Raw genomic sequence first — 17,807 nt, 5'->3', positions numbered from 1 at the left:
CGGCCGCGCCGACCGCGCGGGCGAGACTCTCGGGAAGGCGCTACGTGAGTCCCAACGGCTCCGACCGCTCGTCGCGGCGCCCGATGCGGCGGAAGCTGCCGCAGGTGCTGACTGCGGGCCTGATCCTGGCGACCGCCACCGGTTGCACATACAAGGACTTTCCCCGCCTTGGTATGCCCACACCGGTAACGGAAGAGGCACCACGGATCCTTTCCCTCTGGCAGGGCTCGTGGGCGGCAGCGCTCGCCACGGGTGTGCTGGTCTGGGGCCTGATCCTGTGGAGCATCATCTTCCACCGGCGCAGCCGCACCAAGGTGGAGGTTCCTCCGCAGACCCGGTACAACATGCCCATCGAGGCGCTGTACACCGTGGTCCCCCTCATCATCGTCTCGGTGTTGTTCTACTTCACCGCGCGCGATGAATCGAAGCTCCTCTCGCTCTCGGCGAAGCCCGCCCACACCGTCAACGTGGTCGGCTACCAGTGGAGCTGGGGCTTCAACTACATCGAGAACGTGGACGGCTCGACCGCCACGGGCAACGAGATCCCCAAGGAGCTCGACGCCATCCCCGACCGGTTCCGTAAGGAGTTCCCCAAGGGTGCGGACGGCGTCTACGACGTCGGCATCCCGGGCACCAGGAACCCGCAGACCGGCAACCCGGGCCCCACCTTGTGGCTGCCCAAGGGCGAGAAGGTCCGCTTCATCCTGACTTCGCGTGACGTCATCCACTCCTTCTGGGTGGTGCCGTTCCTCATGAAGCAGGACGTCATTCCGGGCCACACCAACTCCTTCGAGGTGACTCCCAACCAGGAGGGCACCTTCCTGGGCAAGTGCGCCGAGCTCTGCGGCGTCGACCACTCCCGGATGCTCTTCAACGTCAAGGTCGTCTCCCCGGAGCGCTACCAGGCGCACCTCAAGGAGCTGGCCAAGAAGGGCCAGACGGGCTACGTGCCGGCCGGTATCGAGCAGACGAACCCGGCCAGGAATGCGGAGACGAACAAACTGTGAGCATCCTCAACGAACCTCAGGGTGCCGCGGCAGCAGACGACTCGTACGAGGACGAGCTGCCGGTCCGGCGCAATCAGCCGGGAAACGTCGTCATCAAGTGGCTGACCACCACTGACCACAAGACGATCGGCACGATGTACCTGGTCACGTCGTTCGCGTTCTTCTGCATCGGCGGTCTGCTGGCGCTCTTCATGCGCGCCGAGCTGGCCCGTCCCGGCACGCAGATCATGTCGAACGAGCAGTTCAACCAGGCGTTCACGATGCACGGCACGATCATGCTGCTGATGTTCGCGACGCCGCTGTTCGCCGGATTCGCGAACTGGATCATGCCGCTGCAGATCGGCGCGCCCGATGTGGCGTTCCCGCGGCTGAACATGTTCGCGTACTGGCTGTACCTCTTCGGCTCGATCATCGCGGTGGCCGGCTTCCTCACCCCGCAGGGTGCGGCCGACTTCGGCTGGTTCGCCTACTCCCCGCTCTCGGACGCGGTCCGTTCGCCGGGTGTCGGCGCCGACATGTGGATCATGGGTCTGGCCTTCTCCGGCTTCGGCACGATCCTCGGTTCGGTCAACTTCATCACCACGATCATCTGCATGCGCGCACCCGGCATGACGATGTTCCGGATGCCGATCTTCGTGTGGAACGTCCTGCTGACCGGTGTGCTGGTCCTGCTGGCCTTCCCGGTGCTCGCCGCCGCGCTCTTCGCGCTGGAGGCGGACCGCAAGTTCGGGGCGCATGTCTTCGACGCGGCCAACGGCGGCGCACTGCTCTGGCAACACCTCTTCTGGTTCTTCGGCCATCCAGAGGTGTACATCATCGCGTTGCCATTCTTCGGAATCATCTCCGAGGTGATCCCCGTGTTCAGCCGGAAGCCGATGTTCGGCTACATCGGTCTGATCAGCGCGACGATCGCCATCGCTGGCCTCTCGGTGACCGTGTGGGCGCACCACATGTACGTCACCGGCGGTGTGCTGCTGCCGTTCTTCTCGTTCATGACGTTCCTCATCGCGGTACCGACCGGTGTGAAGTTCTTCAACTGGATCGGCACCATGTGGAAGGGATCGCTGTCCTTCGAGACACCGATGCTGTGGACGATCGGCTTCCTGGTCACCTTCACCTTCGGTGGTCTGACCGGCGTCATCCTGGCCTCGCCCCCGATGGACTTCCACGTCTCCGACTCGTACTTCGTCGTCGCGCACTTCCACTACGTCGTCTTCGGCACCGTGGTCTTCGCGATGTTCGCCGGATTCCACTTCTGGTGGCCGAAGTTCACGGGCAAGATGCTGGACGAGCGCCTCGGCAAGATCACCTTCTGGACGCTGTTCATCGGCTTCCACGGCACGTTCCTCGTCCAGCACTGGCTGGGTGCGGAGGGCATGCCGCGTCGTTACGCGGACTACCTCGCCGCCGACGGTTTCACCGCGCTGAACACGATCTCGACGATCTCCTCGTTCCTGCTCGGCCTGTCGATCCTGCCGTTCCTCTACAACGTGTGGAAGACGGCCAAGTACGGCAAGAAGATCGAGGTCGACGACCCGTGGGGCTACGGCCGTTCACTGGAGTGGGCGACCTCCTGCCCGCCGCCGCGGCACAACTTCCTCACCCTGCCGCGGATCCGTTCCGAATCCCCGGCGTTCGACCTGCACCACCCGGAGATCGCGGCGCTCGAGCAGCTGGAGCAGCACTCCGAGGCTGACAAGGCCCTCGCGGGTGGCAAGGAGGCCGGCAAGTGAAGATCCAGGGCAAGATGTTCCTCTGGCTGAGCGTCTTCATCCTCGCCATGGCGGTGACCTATGGCGTGTGGTCGAAGGAGCCGGCCGGTACCACCGCGCTCGTCCTGGCCTTCGGCCTGAGCGTCATGATCGGCTTCTACCTGGCCTTCACGGCACAGCGGGTCGACGCGATGGCTCAGGACAACAAGGAAGCCGATGTCGCGGACGAGGCCGGCGAGGTGGGGTTCTTCTCCCCGCACAGCTGGCAGCCGCTCTCGCTGGCCGTCGGCGGCGCCCTCGCCTTCATGGGCGTCATCTTCGGATGGTGGCTGCTCTACTTCTCGGCCCCGGTCATCCTGATCGGTCTGTTCGGCTGGGTCTTCGAGTACTACCGCGGTGAGAACCGCACCCAGTGACACCGCTCCACACGTAGCACCGCTCCACCTGACGGGGGGCCCGCACTTCTCAACCGGGAAGTGGGGGTCCCCCGTTTGGCGTCATCCCGCGCGCTGAAACTGATGAATCTTCTTAGCGTTGGGATCATGAACACGCCGCGCATCCACCCCGTAGTGAGCTGCACGCTGCTGGCCATGACCCTGGTTGCAGGGGCAGCCGCCTGTGGCGGTCCAGATGGTCATCCGCTCGCCGAGCAGCCGTACGACGCGGCGGACGAGATCTCCTCCAACGTCCCCAAGGGCGACACGAAGGCCGACCCGGACAAGCCCCTCGAAGTCACCGCAACGGGTGACGACGGCAGGATCACCGACGTGACCGCGGTGGACACCGCCGGGCACCATCTCCAGGGCGAGCTCGCGGCCGACGGCCTGCGTTGGCACTCCACCGTCCCGCTCGCGGCCGGTACCCGCTACAACGTGAAGGTCAGCGTCGAGGACGACGACGGCGCCCCAGGCAGCCGTACGCTCTCCTTCGAGACGGCCCCGGCAAGGAAGCTCCTGACGGTCACCTTCGGCCCGCACGCGGGCACCTACGGCGTCGGACAGCCCATTACGGCCGAACTCAGCGCCCCGGTCAAGGACAAGGCGGCCCGGGCCACCGTGGAACGCTCCCTGCGGGTCCGGTCCACGCCCGCCGTGACCGGCTCCTGGTACTGGGTCGACGACAAGATCCTGCACTACCGCCCGAAGGAGTACTGGCCCGCCAGGGCCAGCATCGAGGTCAGCAGCAACATGGCGGGCATAAGGGTCGCCAAGGGGCTGTACGGAGGCCCCGCGAAAGCGTTGAAGATCACCACCGGGGACCGCGTCGAGGCCATCACCGACGCCGCCACGCACACCATGACGGTCAAGCGCAACGGGAAAGTGATCAACACCATTCCGGTGACCACCGGAAAGCCCGGCTTCGACACCCGCAACGGCGTCAAGGTCGTGCTGAGCAAGGAGTACTCCGTACGCATGCGCGGGGAGACCATCGGTATCTCGAGCAACTCCAGCGACGGGTACGACCTGCTGGTCTACTACGCGACCCGCGTCACCTGGAGCGGTGAGTACGTGCACGCGGCCCCCTGGTCCGTCGGCTCACAGGGGTACGAGAACGTCAGCCACGGCTGTACGGGCATGAGCAACACCCAGGCCCAGTGGTTCTTCAACACCGTGCGTGAGGGCGACATCGTCGACGTGGTGGGCAGTCATGGCCCGACGATGACGCCGTTCGACAACGGCTACGGCGACTGGAACCTGTCCTGGGCGAAATGGCAGCAGGGCAGCGCCCTCAACGCCACCGCGGACCCCACGGACACCGTCCAGGCGGCGCGGCTGCGCCCCGAGGTCTGACCGGCCGGGGGAGTGCGCCGCCCCTCGGAGGGACATGACGCGGCCCGGTCCGCGGCGCAGCCGCGGACCGGGCCGCAGCAGGACTCAGGACTGCACGCAGAGCCTGGTGCGCAGCAGGGCGGCCAGGGCGTCCGCGAACTCGACCGGCTCGACCGGCAGGGTCACCGCGGCGTCCGCGCGGCTCCAGGTGGCGAGCCAGGCGTCCTGCGGGCGCCCGATGAGCAGCAGCACCGGCGGGCAGTGGAAGATCTCGTCCTTGATCTGCCGGCAGACGCCCATGCCGCCCGCCGGGGCCGTCTCGCCGTCCAGCACGCAGACGTCGATGCCGCCGTTGTCCAGCGCCGTCAGGACGGCCGGCAGCGTGGCGCACTCCACGAACTCCACCGGCGGCACGTCCGCCGCAGGCCTGCGACCGGCGGCCAGCCTCACCTGCTCACGCGTGTTGGCGTCGTCGCTGTAGACCAGGACCGTGGCGGTCGGCTGCATTGTTCCTCCGTGACATCTGTGTCTTCGGGGCTCTCGGGGCATGAACCGATGCGCGGATCGTACTCCGACCGACAGCCTGTCAGCACCGGTAATGACAGCGATTCGATGGGCCGTTCGGGCAGGACACACCCTGCTGACACACCGAACGGCACCCCCGGGAGTGAGGGCGGGATAAGCGACCGACATAATGTCGGTCGTGGCGACAGCAACGACAGTAGAAACCGGGCACGCGCACCCGTCGGTCAATCGACCGAACCTCACCAGCGTCGGAACCATCATCTGGTTGAGTTCCGAGCTGATGTTCTTCGCGGCCCTCTTCGCGATGTACTTCACCCTGCGATCGGTGATGGGACCCGACCACTGGAAGGAAATGGCTTCGGCCCTGAACTTCCCGTTCTCGGCGACGAACACCACGATCCTGGTGCTCTCCTCCCTCACCTGCCAGCTCGGCGTCTTCGCCGCGGAGCGGGGCGATGTGAAGAAGCTCCGTGCCTGGTTCATGATCACTTTCGTGATGGGTGCGATCTTCATCGGAGGCCAGGTCTTCGAGTACACCGAGCTGGTGAAGAAGGACGGCCTCTCGCTGTCCTCCGACCCGTACGGCTCGGTGTTCTACCTGACCACCGGCTTCCACGGTCTGCACGTGACAGGCGGTCTCATCGCCTTCCTGCTCGTACTGGGCAGGACATACGCGGCCAAGAGGTTCACCCACGAACAGGCGACCGCCGCCATCGTCGTGTCCTATTACTGGCACTTCGTCGATGTCGTGTGGATCGGCCTCTTCGCCACGATCTACATGATCAAGTAACCGGGCTCGAACCCGAACCACATCCAGCATCGACGCAGAAGATCCTGACACCGGGGTAATCCGTGAAAAAGCTCTCCGCACGACGACGCCATCCGTTGGCGGCGGTCGTCGTACTACTCCTCGCGCTGGCGGCCACCGGGGGGCTGTACGCCGCGTTTGCGCCCGCGAGCAAGGCGCAGGCCGACGACACCGCCCAGTCCCTCGCCATCGATGAGGGCAAGAAGCTGTACTCCGTCGGTTGCGCCAGCTGCCACGGAACCGGCGGTCAGGGCACGTCCGACGGGCCGAGCCTGGTCGGCGTGGGCTCCGCCGCCGTCGACTTCCAGGTCGGCACGGGCCGTATGCCCGCCCAGCAGCCGGGTGCCCAGGTACCCAAGAAGAAGGTCATCTACACCCAGGCCGAGATCGACCAGCTCGCGGCCTACGTCGCGTCGCTCGGCGCCGGCCCGGTCGTGCCGACCGAGGCCCAGGTCAACCCCGAGGGCGCGGACATCGCCAGGGGTGGCGACCTGTTCCGTACCAACTGCGCGCAGTGCCACAACTTCACGGGTGAGGGCGGTGCCCTGACGAAGGGCAAGTACGCCCCCAGCCTTGAGGGCGTGGACCCGAAGCACATCTACGAGGCCATGCAGACCGGCCCGCAGAGCATGCCGTCCTTCCCCGACTCGACGATGCCCGAGCAGCAGAAGCGCGACATCATCGCGTACGTCAAGACCGTCAACAGCGCCGAGACCGAGACCCCTGGTGGCCTCAAGCTGGGCGGGCTCGGTCCGGTCAGCGAGGGTCTGTTTGCCTGGATCTTCGGTCTGGGCGCACTCATCGCAGTTGCCGTCTGGGTCGCGGCCCACACCGCTAAGGCCAAGAAGTCATGAGTAGCCAAGAGATTCCAGAAGAGAACCTGCCCGCAGAGCAGGCCGCCGCGCACGGCGCGGTGAAGGTTGCGGACGACCCGTTCGCCGACCCGGGGCTGCCGGCCCACCGGCCGCGCATCCAGGACATCGACGAACGGGCCGCGAAGCGGTCCGAGCGCACGGTCGCGCTCCTGTTCGTGCTGTCCATGCTGGCGACGATCGGCTTCATCGCCTCGTACGTCATCTTCCCGGTGGACAAGATCGTGTTCATCTGGCCGTTCGGCCACGTGAGTGCGCTCAACTTCTCCCTCGGGCTGACCCTGGGCGTGGCCCTCTTCACGATCGGCGCGGGCGCCGTCCACTGGGCGCGCACCCTGATGTCCGACGTGGAGGTCGCCGACGACCGGCACGCCATCGAGGCGACGCCCGAGGTCAAGGCGAAGGTTCTCGCCGACTTCGCGGCCGGTGCGGAGGAGTCCGCCTTCGGCCGGCGCAAGCTGATCCGCAACACCCTGTTCGGCGCGCTGGCCCTGGTGCCGCTCTCCGGCGTGATGCTGCTGCGTGACCTGGGTCCGCTGCCGGAGAAGAAGCTCCGTCAGACCCTGTGGGCCAAGGGCAAGCAGCTCATCAACATGAACACGATGGAGCCGCTGCGTCCCGAGGACGTCGTCGTTGGTTCGCTCACCTTCGCCATGCCCGAGGGCCTGAAGGAGGAGGACCACGACTTCCAGACGCAGATCGCCAAGGCCGCGCTGATGATCATCCGTATCCAGCCGGAGAACATCAAGGACAAGCGCGAGCGTGAGTGGGCCCACGAGGGCATCGTGGCGTTCTCGAAGATCTGCACCCACGTCGGCTGCCCGATCAGCCTGTACGAGCAGCAGACGCACCACGTGCTCTGCCCGTGCCACCAGTCCACCTTCGACCTCTCCGACGGCGCCCGCGTCATCTTCGGTCCGGCCGGTCACTCCCTCCCGCAGCTGCGGATCGGCGTGAACAGCGAGGGCAACCTCGAGGCGCTCGGTGACTTCGAAGAGCCCGTCGGTCCTGCATTCTGGGAGCGCGGATGAGTACTGCGACCGACACGAACCGCAAGGCGCCCGCCGGTGAGCGGGTGGCCGACTGGGCGGACGGCCGGCTCGGGATCTACTCCCTGGCCAAGGCCAACATGCGCAAGATCTTCCCGGACCACTGGTCCTTCATGCTCGGTGAAGTCGCGCTGTACAGCTTCATCATCATCATCCTCACGGGTGTGTATCTGACGCTGTTCTTCCACCCGAGCATGAACGAGGTCGTGTACCACGGCCCGTACGAGCCGATGCAGGGCATCCGGATGTCCGAGGCCTACGCCTCGACGCTGAACATCAGCTTCGACGTCCGCGGCGGTCTGCTGGTCCGTCAGATCCACCACTGGGCCGCGCTGATCTTCCTGGCCGCCATGTTCGTGCACATGATGCGCGTGTTCTTCACGGGTGCCTTCCGCAAGCCGCGCGAGATCAACTGGGTGTTCGGCTTCCTGCTGTTCGTGCTGGGCATGTTCACCGGCTTCACGGGCTACTCGCTCCCGGACGACCTGCTCTCGGGTACGGGTGTCCGCTTCACCCAGGGCGCGATCCTGGCCACGCCGATCGTCGGCACGTACATCTCGATGTTCCTGTTCGGCGGAGAGTTCCCCGGCGGCGACTTCGTCGCCCGGTTCTACTCGATCCACATCCTGCTGCTGCCGGGCATCATGCTCGGCCTGGTGGTCGGCCACCTGATCCTGGTCTTCTACCACAAGCACACGCAGTTCGCGGGTCCCGGCCGCACCAACAAGAACGTCGTCGGCATGCCGCTGCTGCCGATCTACATGGCGAAGGCCGGAGGCTTCTTCTTCCTGGTCTTCGGCGTCATCGCGGTCATCGCGGCGATCGCCTCGATCAACCCGATCTGGGCCATCGGCCCGTACCGGCCGGACCAGGTGTCCACCGGCGCCCAGCCCGACTGGTACATGGGCTTCGCCGAGGGTCTGATCCGTGTGATGCCGGGCTGGGAGATCAACCTGTGGGGTCACACGCTCGTCCTGGGTGTGTTCATCCCGCTGATGGCCTTCGGCCTGGTGCTCGCCGTGATCGCGGTCTACCCGTTCATCGAGTCCTGGGTCACCGGGGACAAGCGTGAGCACCACATCCTGGACCGCCCGCGCAACGCCCCGACCCGGACGGCCTTCGGCGTCGCCTGGATCACGGAGTACATCATCGTCTTCATCGGCGGTGGCAACGACCTCTGGGCCACGCACTTCCATCTCTCGCTGAACTCCATCTCGTGGTTCGTCCGGATCTTCATCTTCGTGGGCCCGGTCCTGGCGTTCCTCGTCACGAAGCGGATCTGCCTCGGCCTTCAGCGCCGCGACAAGGAGAAGGTGCTGCACGGACGCGAGTCCGGCATCATCAAGCGCCTGCCGCACGGTGAGTTCGTCGAGATCCACGAGCCGCTCGGTCCGGAGCAGCTGCACACGCTCACCGCGCACGAGCAGTACAAGCCGGTCGAGATCGGCCCGACGGTCGACGAGAACGGTGTCGAGCGCAAGGTGCCCGCGATGCAGAAGCTGCGTGCCAAGCTCAGCAAGGGCTACTACGGCGAGTACAACCAGATCGCCAAGCCCACTGTCGAGGAGTACAAGGAGATCACCAGCGGCCACGGCCACCACTGATCGTCCTGACTGATCGCCACAGCAGGAGCCCCGTCCATTCGATGGACGGGGCTCTTTGCTGTCCCGGGCGCTCGATAGGGTGGGGTCCGTACCCTTATCGGCTGTGGACCCCCAGGAGCGGACCATGAACGTTGTGACCCCGGTCGGCGGCGACAGCGTGGCGGCTCGTTCCTGGCCCGGCGTGCTGAACCCCCTGCTGCGCGGCGAGGACCTGACCGCCGACGACACCGCGTGGGCGATGGACCACATCATGAGCGGCGAGGCGACCGACGCGCAGATCGCCGGTTTCGCGGTGGCGCTGCGGGCCAAGGGCGAGACGGTCGACGAGGTGTCCGGCCTGGTGCGGGCGATGTACGCGCACGCGAACATCATCGAGGTGCCGGGCCGCACGGTCGACATCGTCGGCACCGGCGGCGATCTGGCCAAGACGGTCAACATCTCCACGATGGCGGCGATCGTCATCGCCGGTACGGGGGCCCGGGTCGTCAAGCACGGCAACCGCGCCGCCTCGTCCGCCAGTGGCTCCTCCGACGTGCTGGAGAAGCTCGGCGTCAATCTGGAGCTCACCCCGCGCCGGGTCGTCGAGGTCGCCGAGGAGGCGGGCATCACCTTCTGCTTCGCCGTGAAGTTCCACCCCGCCCTGCGGTACGCGGCCAAGGCCCGCAAGGAACTCGGCGCGCAGACCACGTTCAACATCCTCGGCCCGCTCACCAACCCGGCGCAGGTGCGCTCCCAGGCGATCGGCGTGGCCGACCTGCGGATGGCGCCCATCGTCGCGGGCGTCCTCGCCGAGCGGGGCAACTCGGCGCTCGTCTTCCGCGGTGACGACGGATTGGACGAGCTGACCACCACCGCGACGTCCCGGGTCTGGGTGGTCCGCGACGGTGCGGTACGCGAGGAGACGTTCGACCCGCGCGACGTCGGCCTGGAGATCGTGCCGGTCGAGGCGCTGCGCGGCGCCGACGCCTCGTACAACGCGGACGTGGCCCGGCGGGTGCTGGCCGGCGAGACCGGCCCGGTGCGCGACGCGGTACTGCTCAACGCGGCGGCGGCGCTGGTCGCGCTCGACCCGGCCGAGGGCACGCTCAACGAGCAGTTGGCCGCCGGGATCGCGAAGGCCGCCGAGTCCGTCGACTCGGGGGCGGCCCGGGCGGCGCTGGAGCGCTGGGTGACGGCCAGCAACGCCTGAACCAACGGTGATACGGCCCGCAAGGCGCAGTCCAGATCTTGGACCGCGCCTTGCGGGCCGACGCACGTATGGCAAGATGCTGGGCAGGTCATGAGTGACAGCGACTACGGCCCCGGCCCGCTGTCCGGCAACCCTCCGTCCGTGGCGGGGTGCCCCGGGTGAAGACCAGGCCGCAGGCAGAGAGGTCTGCGGCAAGCGCGGACCCCGTGACATCTGTGTATGTCGCATCCCTGGGGTCCTGGTCCTCAAGGAGCCTCTTGTGAGCAAGCGAATGCGATAGGGCCCGTTCCGGCCCTCCTCCGCACACCCCCTTTTTCTTCTCCTGCGCTGCCGCGTACCCGCCGGCGCAGTGAATTCGCCTGCCTGTTACGGGAGTTCGCCATGTCTGTCGTCACCGCTGCCGCCGACCAGTCCGTTTGTACCCCGCTGCCCGTTCTGGGCAAGGATGTGACCGTTCCGCTCGTGACCGGCGGAGAGGTCACGTACGCCGCCCTGGACTACGCGGCCAGCGCCCCGGCGCTGCAGCGGGTGTGGGACGACGTCGCCGCGTACGCCCCGTACTACGGCAGTGTCCACCGCGGCGCCGGCTACCTCTCGCAGCTCTCCACGGACCTCTTCGAGAGCAGCCGGAAGACCGTCGCCGAGTTCCTCGGCTGCCGCGCCGACGACCAGGTGATCTTCACCCGCTCGACCACCGACTCACTGAACCTGCTGGCCGCGGTGGTCCCCGCCGACTGTCAGGTCTTCGTGTACGAGACCGAGCACCACGCCTCGCTGCTGCCCTGGCGTGACGCCCGCGTGACCTACCTCAACGCCCCGCGCACCCCGGCCCAGGCCGTCGAGACGCTGGAGCGCGCGCTCGCCGACCGCGACCCCTACGGCCCCGCGCTGGTCTGCGTCACCGGCGCCTCGAACGTCACCGGTGAGCTGTGGCCGGTGAAGGAGCTGGCGGCCGCCGCGCATGCGCACGGTGCCCGGATCGTGCTGGACGCCGCGCAGCTCGCGCCGCACCACCCGGTCGACATCGACGACCTCGACGTCGACTGGGTCGCCTTCTCCGGGCACAAGCTGTACGCGCCGTTCGGGTCCGGTGTGCTCGCCGGCCGCGCGGACTGGCTGCAGGACGCCGAGCCCTACCTGGCCGGTGGCGGCGCCTCGCGGAAGGTGGCCCGGCGCACCGACGGGGGCGTGGACGTGGAGTGGCACTCCACCGCCGCCCGCCACGAGGCCGGTTCCCCCAACGTCATCGGCGTCTACTCCATCGCCTCCGCCTGCAAGGCCCTCACCGAGGCCGGCTTCGACCGCCTGGTCGCCCGTGAGCAGCAGCTCGTCACCCGGGTGCGCGCAGGCCTCGCCGAGGTCCCCGAGGTCAAGGTGCTGTCGCTGTTCGGTGATGACGCCCCGCGGGTCGGCGTCATCTCCTTCGTCGTGGAGGGCTGGAACAGCTCGCACTTCGCCGCGGCGCTCTCCGCCGAGTACGGCATCGGGGTGCGGGACGGACTGTTCTGCGCCCACCCGCTGGTGCGCACCCTGCTCGGCAGCGACCCGCAGGACCCGGGCGAGTGCGGTGCGCCGGAGGCCGAGCCGGGCGAACGCTCGCTGAACGCGATCCGGGTCAGTTTCGGCGCCGGTACGCCGGACGAGCACATCGAGCGCTTCGTCCGCGCGGTCAAGGAACTGGTGAACAAGGGCGCGCAGTGGAAGTACCGCACCGAGGACGGCCGTTGCGTTCCGGACCGTGGCGCGGCCCAGGTCTGACCGGGTCCGGAAACGGGACCGCCGTGACGTGGGCCGGGGACGGGCAGCTGCCCGTCCCCGGCCCACGTCACGGCGTCGTCGTTGCCTGTCCTACGCGTCCAGACCGATGGCGAAGGCCGCCTCCAGGTCGTGCTGCGAGTACGTACGGAACGCGACATGCGTGTCGGTGGCCTCGACGCCCTGGATCTTGCTGATACGGCCGGGAATGACGTCGGCGAGATCGTCGTGCTTGGCCACCCGGACCATGGCGATCAGGTCGTACGTACCGGTGACCGAGAAGACCTCGCTGACGCTGTCCAGCGCCGCGATGGACTCGGCGATCTCGGGAATCCGGTCCACGCTGGTTTTGATGAGCACGATCGCGGTGATCACGGCTGGCTTTCTCCCTCGGTGGCCGTGGCTGGAGTCTTCACTCTAGCCCCACGGCGGTAACGCCCCCAGGCGTAGAGGAAGCCGGTGGCGAAGCCGACCACATGGGCGAGATAGGCCACCCCCGGACCGCTGCCCGCACCCTGCGCCGCCATCCACTGCAGGGCGAACCAGAAGATCAGCACGATCCAGGCGGGAAAGCGCAGCGGCAGGAAGAACAGGAACGGGAAGAGGCTGGTCACCCGGGCCCGGGGGAACAGGTACAGGAACGCTCCGAGCACCGCGGAGATCGCCCCCGACGCTCCGACGAGGGTCTGGTCGGATTCGGCGTGCGCCGCCGCGTACGCCAGCAGCGCGAGGTAACCGCAGCCGAGATAGAAGAAGACGAACTCGGTGTGGCCCATCCGCTCCTCCGCCATGGCCCCGAAGACGTACAGAAAGAGCATGTTGCCGAGCAGATGCAGCCAGCTGCCGTGCACGAAGAGCGCGGTGAGCGGGGTGAGCAGGGCATGTGCGGAGCCGTTCCACAGCTCGGTGGGGATCACCCCCCAGCGTTCGAAATATCCGGCCTGGGCGGCGAGCAGGGTGTCTGCGGTGCCGTGCGTCGGATTGAACCCCGAGAGCGGACTGATCACGAAGATGGCGCAGCACAGACCGATGAGGGCATACGTCGCCTGGGCTCCGCCCGTGGTGGCGGCGCGCACCAGTCTGCCGGTCAGTCCGCCCACCACAGCACGCCGTTCGATCATGAACAGAGCATGACGCAAGGGGAGGGAACGGGGCAGACCGCCTCGCCGTGTCGATGGGTATGCGCAAGGCCGTAGGGTTGCAGCAGGGCATCCGCAGTTCGACGGCGCACCGCGAGATCCTTGGCAGGCTGCAGCACGACGCTCGACGGAAAGAGGACGCAACGATGACGACGGTTCCCCAGCCGACCGATGAGACCCGCTGGCGCTGCACGCTCTGCGGGAATCTCACGCGCTTCGATGTGACGCGCTCCTCCAAGGTCGTCGAGTACGTGCATCTGGACCTGGCCGGGGAGGCGACCGTCGAGGAACGCGAGGTGGTCAGTGAGACCATCGAGTCGGTCCGCTGCCGCTGGTGCAATGCGGTGGACCAGATCGAACTCGTCGACAGGCCGGGTGCCGACTCCTGACGGGGCCGTGCGGACAGACAATTTTGGGGTGACGGATCGTGGAGCAGCCCGCTAGCGGCGCCGAGCCGGCCGATGGGGCCGGTGACGCCGTCGAGGCGCTCGACCGCCCGCTGCCCGAAGGCGTACGGCGAAGGGTCGTCGCGCTGGTCTCGGACGCGTTCGGTGGCCTCACGGTCACCGAACTCCCCGCCCAGCTGAGGCAGTACGCGCGCTTCACTCCGACCCGGCGCGCCAAGTTCGCCGGGAATGCGATGGCGGCCGCCCTGGAGGGCGACACCCTGTTCCGCCAGCGTATCGGCGAGCGGCTCCGGGAGTCGCAGCCCGAGCTGACCGCCGCCGTGGAGGCGGGATCGCCGCCCGCCGCCGCCGACCCCGTCGATGTGGCCGCAGCGGCCTATGTGCTGCGGCCGGTCGGCTGGGTGAAGCTGGTCGCCGCGGCCGGCGAGGAGGTCCAGCGGGCCGACGCCGAGCGTGCCGACGAGGAGAGCCGGCGCGAACTGGAACGGCTGCGCGAGGAGCTCGCCCAGGCCCGGACCCTGACGAAGAGCGAGACCGAACGGCTCCGCGCCGAGCTGGACGCGGCCCGCAAGGAGGCCGACGCGCTGCAGCGCAAACTGCGCTCCGCGCTCAACGAGGTCAAGCGCGGTGAGGCCGCGGTCCGCCGGGGCAAGGCCGAGACCGAGACCGTGCGGACCGAGGCGGCCGCCCGGATCTCCGCGGCGGAGAGCGAGACCCGGCGGCTGCGGGCCCGGCTCGGGGAGGCCGAGGCGTCCGTCGAGGCGGGCCGCCGGGCCGCCCGGGAGGGCCGCTCGGTCGAGGACATGCGGCTGCGGCTGCTGCTCGACACGGTGCTCGACGCGGCCCGCGGGCTGCGCCGCGAACTGGCTCTGCCGCCCTCCTCGATCCGTCCCGCGGACAGCGTCGACGCGGTCGAGCCCGGTGCGATGACACCCAAGGACATTGCGACCAGGGCGCTTTCGGAGACCGATCCGGCCCTGCTCGACCAGTTGCTGGCACTGCCGCAGGCGCATCTGATCGTGGACGGCTACAACGTCACGAAGACCGGCTATCCGCAGCTGCCGCTGGAGAAGCAGCGGCTTCGGCTGCTGGGCGGTCTCGCGGTGCTCGCGGCACAGTCCGGTGCCGAGATGACGTGTGTCTTCGACGGGGCCGAACTGGCGGCTCCGGTACTGCTCGCACCGCCGCGCGGGGTGCGGGTGTTGTTCAGCAAGCCGGGCGTGACCGCCGACGAGCTCATCCGTCAACTGGCCCGTGCCGAACCGCCGGGCAGGCCCGTCGTGGTGGTCTCCACCGACCGCGAAGTGGCGGACGGTGTGGCGAAGGTGGGAGCCAGGCCCGTTGCGTCCGTCTTGCTCCTGAAGCGGCTTTCACGCGTCTAGTGAACCTTGTGGTGTCTTGCCGGAATTTATGGAACGGTCCGTCAAGTCATCGCTACACGCCGTGTGATGTGAGCAAAGAAGTCACTTCTGGGGCGAGATTTTTCTTGTGAGGATTTGAACTGATCACAAGATGGTCACTAGGGTCGGCCTTCGAACCTTCGCACGGTTGATCACCCACCCGGGGTGGCAGCGAAGGAACCGCCGAGTCCGTGACGTGCACGGAGCCGGGGAGCTCGTTCCCCACAGCCCGGTAGGCGGCTCGAGGAAGAAGGAGCTCGCCTTCGTGGCGTCCCACCGTCGTCCCAAGCAGCCGAGCCGCACCCGCGTGACCGTGCTCACCGCGACCGCCGCCGCGGCCGTGGCCCTGACCTCCCAGGCCGCCCACGCCGACCCCAAGCCGACCAAGAGCGAGGTCAAGGCGAAGGTCGACAAGCTCTACCACGAGGCGGAGACGGCCACCGAGAAGTACAACGGGGCCAAGGAGCAGCAGGAGAAGCTCGAGAAGCAGGTCGACGCGCTGCAGGACAAGGTGGCCCGCGGCCAGCAGGAGCTCAACACGCTCCGTAGCGGCATCGGTTCGCTCGCCGCCGCCCAGTACCGCTCCGGTGGCATCGACCCGTCCGTGCAGCTCTTCCTCGCCTCCGACCCCGACAGCTTCCTCGACGAGGCCTCGGCCCTCGACCAGTTGACGGCCAAGCAGACCGAGTCCCTGGAGAAGATCCAGGAGAAGCAGCGCTCCCTCGCGCAGCAGCGCAAGGAGGCCCAGGACAAGCTGGCCGACCTCGCGGACGTCCGCAAGACGCTCGGTGCGAACAAGAAGAAGTTCCAGGGCAAGCTCGCCGAGGCGCAGCGCCTGCTCAACACCCTGACCGCCGCCGAGCGCGAGAAGATGCGCCAGGACGACCTGCGCGCCAGCCGCGCCGCGGGCAGCCGGGTCGACCTGGGCAACGAGGTCCCCGCCTCGGCCCGTGGTGCCGCCGCACTCAACGCCGCTGCCACGCAGCTGGGCAAGCCGTACGTCTCCGGCGGCACCGGCCCCAACTCCTACGACTGCTCGGGTCTGACCCAGTGGGCGTACGCCCAGGCCGGCGTCTCCATCACCCGCACCACGTACACCCAGATCAACGACGGCGTGCAGATAGGCCGCAGCGCCCTCAAGCCGGGCGACCTGGTCTTCTTCAACAGCACGTCGCACGTGGCCCTTTACGCGGGCAACAACACGGTCCTGCACGCCCCGAAGCCGGGCGCCGTGGTCCGCTACGAGTCGATGGACACCATCGGCAGCTTCCAGGTCGGCGTACGCATCTGACGGCGCCCGAACGGGCGAATTCCCGCGCCCCGCACTGACAGTCCGCCCCGCCGGAGACCACAGGTCACCGGCGGGGCGTTCGGTTTCTGTACCCCTCGGCAGACCGGCGCGGTCGGTCGTACGCCCTGTTGTCGCCCGACTACTGTCTGCCTGCTGTGCAGCTCCCGACCGTCGGTCCGCCCGCCCCGGGTGGCAGGGAGCTGCACACATCTGCGTACAGCGGAAGGGAGTGCGGCGTTCTGTGGTGTCCCATCGCCGTTCCACACAGCCCGGCACCGGCCGGAGCGTCCGGGTCACAGTCCTGTCGGCGGCAGCCGCCACCGCTGCCGCCGCACTCGGCGCGGCCACCGCGAACGCCGACCCGCAGGACACACCCCGGAGCACGAAGGCCGAGGTCGACCGGTTGTACAGCGAGGCCGAGCGGGCCACCGAGCTGTTCAACAGGGCGGGGGAGAACGCCGACCGGCTGCGCGCCGAGGTGAACCGGAGCCAGGAACTGGCGGCCCGCAGCCAGGATCAGATCAACCGGCTGCGCACGGCGGTCGGTTCGGCCGCCGCCGCGCAGTACCGCTCGGGCACCGTCGACCCCACGCTCGCCCTGCTGCTCTCCTCCGACCCGGACAGCTACCTCGACCGGGCGGCCACCCTCGACCGGCTGAACGCCCGCGGGGTGAGCACCCTGTTCAAACTCCGGCAGGCCCAGCGCGGGCTCGCCCAGATCCGTGCGCAGGCGACCCGCTCGCTGGCCGGTCTGGAGCGCAACCGGACCTCGGCCACCCGCCACAAACAGACCGTCGAGCAGAAGCTCCAGCAGGCCCGGCTGCTGCTGAACTCGCTGCCGGCCGCCGAGCGGGCTGCCTTCGGCCGGGCCTCGCGCTCCGTCCACGGTGACGTGTTCCCCGGCCTGACCGATCTGGCGCCGGCCTCGTCCCGGGCGGCGGCCGCCGTGATGGCGGCCCGCGCGGCTGTCGGACGCCCGTACATCTGGGGCGCCAACGGACCTGCCGGATTCGACTGCTCCGGACTGATGCAGTGGTCGTACGCCCAGGCCGGCGTCAGCCTGCCGCGGACCTCGCAGGCCCAGCGGTACGCCGGACGCATGGTGCCGCTCTCCGAGGCCCGCCCCGGCGATCTGGTCGCCTACCGGTCGGACGCCAGCCACATCGGCATGTACGTCGGCGACGGGCAGGTGATCCACGCCCCCTACCCGGGCGCTCCGGTCCGCTACGACCCGGTCGGCATGATGCCCGTCTCCTCGGTCACCCGCATCTGACCCGTAC

Annotated in this window: 17 protein-coding genes and 1 riboswitch; of the genes, 14 read left to right on the top strand and 3 right to left on the bottom strand. The window is 68.2% G+C overall.

Translation table 11 applies throughout. The features are described from left to right. Positions 1-44: 44 nt before the first annotated feature. From coxB to LRD69_RS07510, 4 genes are all read left to right on the top strand, one after another. Positions 45-1,007: a cytochrome c oxidase subunit II gene (coxB, locus tag LRD69_RS07525; RefSeq protein WP_277325781.1), complete on the top strand. Its 963-nt coding sequence runs from the start codon at positions 45-47 to the stop codon at positions 1,005-1,007. Further along, entirely contained in the window at positions 1,004-2,740 is a 1,737-nt protein-coding gene (ctaD, locus tag LRD69_RS07520) for a cytochrome c oxidase subunit I (protein WP_277325780.1), read from the top strand. The genes coxB and ctaD overlap by 4 nt, the downstream gene beginning before the upstream one ends. After that, on the top strand, positions 2,737-3,135 hold the full coding sequence (locus tag LRD69_RS07515) for a cytochrome c oxidase subunit 4 (RefSeq protein WP_030973012.1): 399 nt from the start codon (positions 2,737-2,739) through the stop codon (positions 3,133-3,135). Before ctaD ends, LRD69_RS07515 begins: the two co-directional genes overlap by 4 nt. Positions 3,136-3,258: 123 nt before the next feature. Next, positions 3,259-4,509, top strand: coding sequence for an Ig-like domain-containing protein (locus LRD69_RS07510; RefSeq protein WP_277329655.1), 1,251 nt, complete (start codon positions 3,259-3,261; stop codon positions 4,507-4,509). An 84-nt stretch (positions 4,510-4,593) separates the two neighbouring features. On the opposite strand, the gene LRD69_RS07505 is transcribed toward LRD69_RS07510, so the two are convergent. Then, positions 4,594-4,995 (bottom strand): hypothetical protein, encoded by a 402-nt coding sequence (locus LRD69_RS07505; protein WP_277325779.1) that lies wholly within the window; start codon positions 4,993-4,995, stop codon positions 4,594-4,596. Positions 4,996-5,182: 187 nt separating this feature from the next. On the opposite strand from LRD69_RS07505, the gene LRD69_RS07500 reads away from it, so the two are divergent. From LRD69_RS07500 to LRD69_RS07475, 6 genes are all read left to right on the top strand, one after another. After that, complete coding sequence (locus LRD69_RS07500) at positions 5,183-5,803, top strand: heme-copper oxidase subunit III (protein WP_277325778.1); 621 nt, start codon at positions 5,183-5,185, stop codon at positions 5,801-5,803. 62 nt (positions 5,804-5,865) lie between these two features. Further along, entirely contained in the window at positions 5,866-6,675 is an 810-nt protein-coding gene (locus tag LRD69_RS07495; protein WP_277325777.1) for a c-type cytochrome, read from the top strand. Further along, positions 6,672-7,724 (top strand): Rieske 2Fe-2S domain-containing protein, encoded by a 1,053-nt coding sequence (locus LRD69_RS07490; protein WP_277325776.1) that lies wholly within the window; start codon positions 6,672-6,674, stop codon positions 7,722-7,724. Before LRD69_RS07495 ends, LRD69_RS07490 begins: the two co-directional genes overlap by 4 nt. Next, positions 7,721-9,346, top strand: coding sequence for a cytochrome bc complex cytochrome b subunit (locus LRD69_RS07485; protein ID WP_277325775.1), 1,626 nt, complete (start codon positions 7,721-7,723; stop codon positions 9,344-9,346). Before LRD69_RS07490 ends, LRD69_RS07485 begins: the two co-directional genes overlap by 4 nt. A 124-nt stretch (positions 9,347-9,470) precedes the next feature. Then, positions 9,471-10,535 (top strand): anthranilate phosphoribosyltransferase, encoded by a 1,065-nt coding sequence (gene trpD, locus LRD69_RS07480; protein WP_277325774.1) that lies wholly within the window; start codon positions 9,471-9,473, stop codon positions 10,533-10,535. A gap of 86 nt (positions 10,536-10,621) precedes the next feature. Next, positions 10,622-10,739: riboswitch (SAM riboswitch) on the top strand. A 177-nt stretch (positions 10,740-10,916) separates the two neighbouring features. Next, complete coding sequence (locus LRD69_RS07475; RefSeq protein ID WP_277325773.1) at positions 10,917-12,293, top strand: aminotransferase class V-fold PLP-dependent enzyme; 1,377 nt, start codon at positions 10,917-10,919, stop codon at positions 12,291-12,293. A gap of 90 nt (positions 12,294-12,383) precedes the next feature. Here the strand turns inward: LRD69_RS07475 and LRD69_RS07470 are convergent, their stop codons facing one another. Then, positions 12,384-12,665 (bottom strand): Lrp/AsnC ligand binding domain-containing protein, encoded by a 282-nt coding sequence (locus LRD69_RS07470; protein WP_277325772.1) that lies wholly within the window; start codon positions 12,663-12,665, stop codon positions 12,384-12,386. After that, a complete protein-coding gene (locus LRD69_RS07465) occupies positions 12,662-13,411 on the bottom strand; it encodes a rhomboid family intramembrane serine protease (RefSeq protein ID WP_277325771.1) in 750 nt (249 codons plus the stop codon). The genes LRD69_RS07470 and LRD69_RS07465 overlap by 4 nt, the downstream gene beginning before the upstream one ends. Before the next feature lie 164 nt (positions 13,412-13,575). Between LRD69_RS07465 and LRD69_RS07460 the strand changes: the two genes are divergently transcribed. The 4 genes from LRD69_RS07460 (at position 13,576) to LRD69_RS07445 (ending at position 17,800) form a co-directional block, all read left to right on the top strand. Beyond that, on the top strand, positions 13,576-13,818 hold the full coding sequence (locus LRD69_RS07460) for a hypothetical protein (protein WP_277325770.1): 243 nt from the start codon (positions 13,576-13,578) through the stop codon (positions 13,816-13,818). Positions 13,819-13,856: 38 nt separating this feature from the next. After that, positions 13,857-15,218, top strand: coding sequence for an NYN domain-containing protein (locus LRD69_RS07455; protein WP_277325769.1), 1,362 nt, complete (start codon positions 13,857-13,859; stop codon positions 15,216-15,218). Between the two features lie 283 nt (positions 15,219-15,501). Further along, positions 15,502-16,527, top strand: coding sequence for a C40 family peptidase (locus tag LRD69_RS07450; RefSeq protein ID WP_277325768.1), 1,026 nt, complete (start codon positions 15,502-15,504; stop codon positions 16,525-16,527). 241 nt (positions 16,528-16,768) lie between these two features. Then, complete coding sequence (locus tag LRD69_RS07445) at positions 16,769-17,800, top strand: C40 family peptidase (protein ID WP_277325767.1); 1,032 nt, start codon at positions 16,769-16,771, stop codon at positions 17,798-17,800. Positions 17,801-17,807 lie beyond the last annotated feature (7 nt).

Source organism: Streptomyces sp. JH14, assembly GCF_029428675.1.
Taxonomy (GTDB): Bacteria; Actinomycetota; Actinomycetes; order Streptomycetales; family Streptomycetaceae; genus Streptomyces.
The sequence above is the reverse complement of the archived record's forward strand: the minus strand, read 5'-3'. Positions and strand labels throughout refer to the sequence as shown.

Bases quoted from the DNA above. Each gene is read 5' to 3' on its own strand.
- LRD69_RS07505 (WP_277325779.1), bottom strand. From the start codon at position 4,995: ATGCAGCCGACCGCCACGGTCCTGGTCTACAGCGACGACGCCAACACG.
- LRD69_RS07500 (WP_277325778.1), top strand. From the start codon at position 5,183: ATGTCGGTCGTGGCGACAGCAACGACAGTAGAAACCGGGCACGCGCAC.
- LRD69_RS07490 (WP_277325776.1), top strand. From the start codon at position 6,672: ATGAGTAGCCAAGAGATTCCAGAAGAGAACCTGCCCGCAGAGCAGGCC.
- LRD69_RS07485 (WP_277325775.1), top strand. From the start codon at position 7,721: ATGAGTACTGCGACCGACACGAACCGCAAGGCGCCCGCCGGTGAGCGG.
- trpD (WP_277325774.1), top strand. From the start codon at position 9,471: ATGAACGTTGTGACCCCGGTCGGCGGCGACAGCGTGGCGGCTCGTTCC.
- LRD69_RS07475 (WP_277325773.1), top strand. From the start codon at position 10,917: ATGTCTGTCGTCACCGCTGCCGCCGACCAGTCCGTTTGTACCCCGCTG.
- LRD69_RS07465 (WP_277325771.1), bottom strand. From the start codon at position 13,411: ATGATCGAACGGCGTGCTGTGGTGGGCGGACTGACCGGCAGACTGGTG.
- LRD69_RS07460 (WP_277325770.1), top strand. From the start codon at position 13,576: ATGACGACGGTTCCCCAGCCGACCGATGAGACCCGCTGGCGCTGCACG.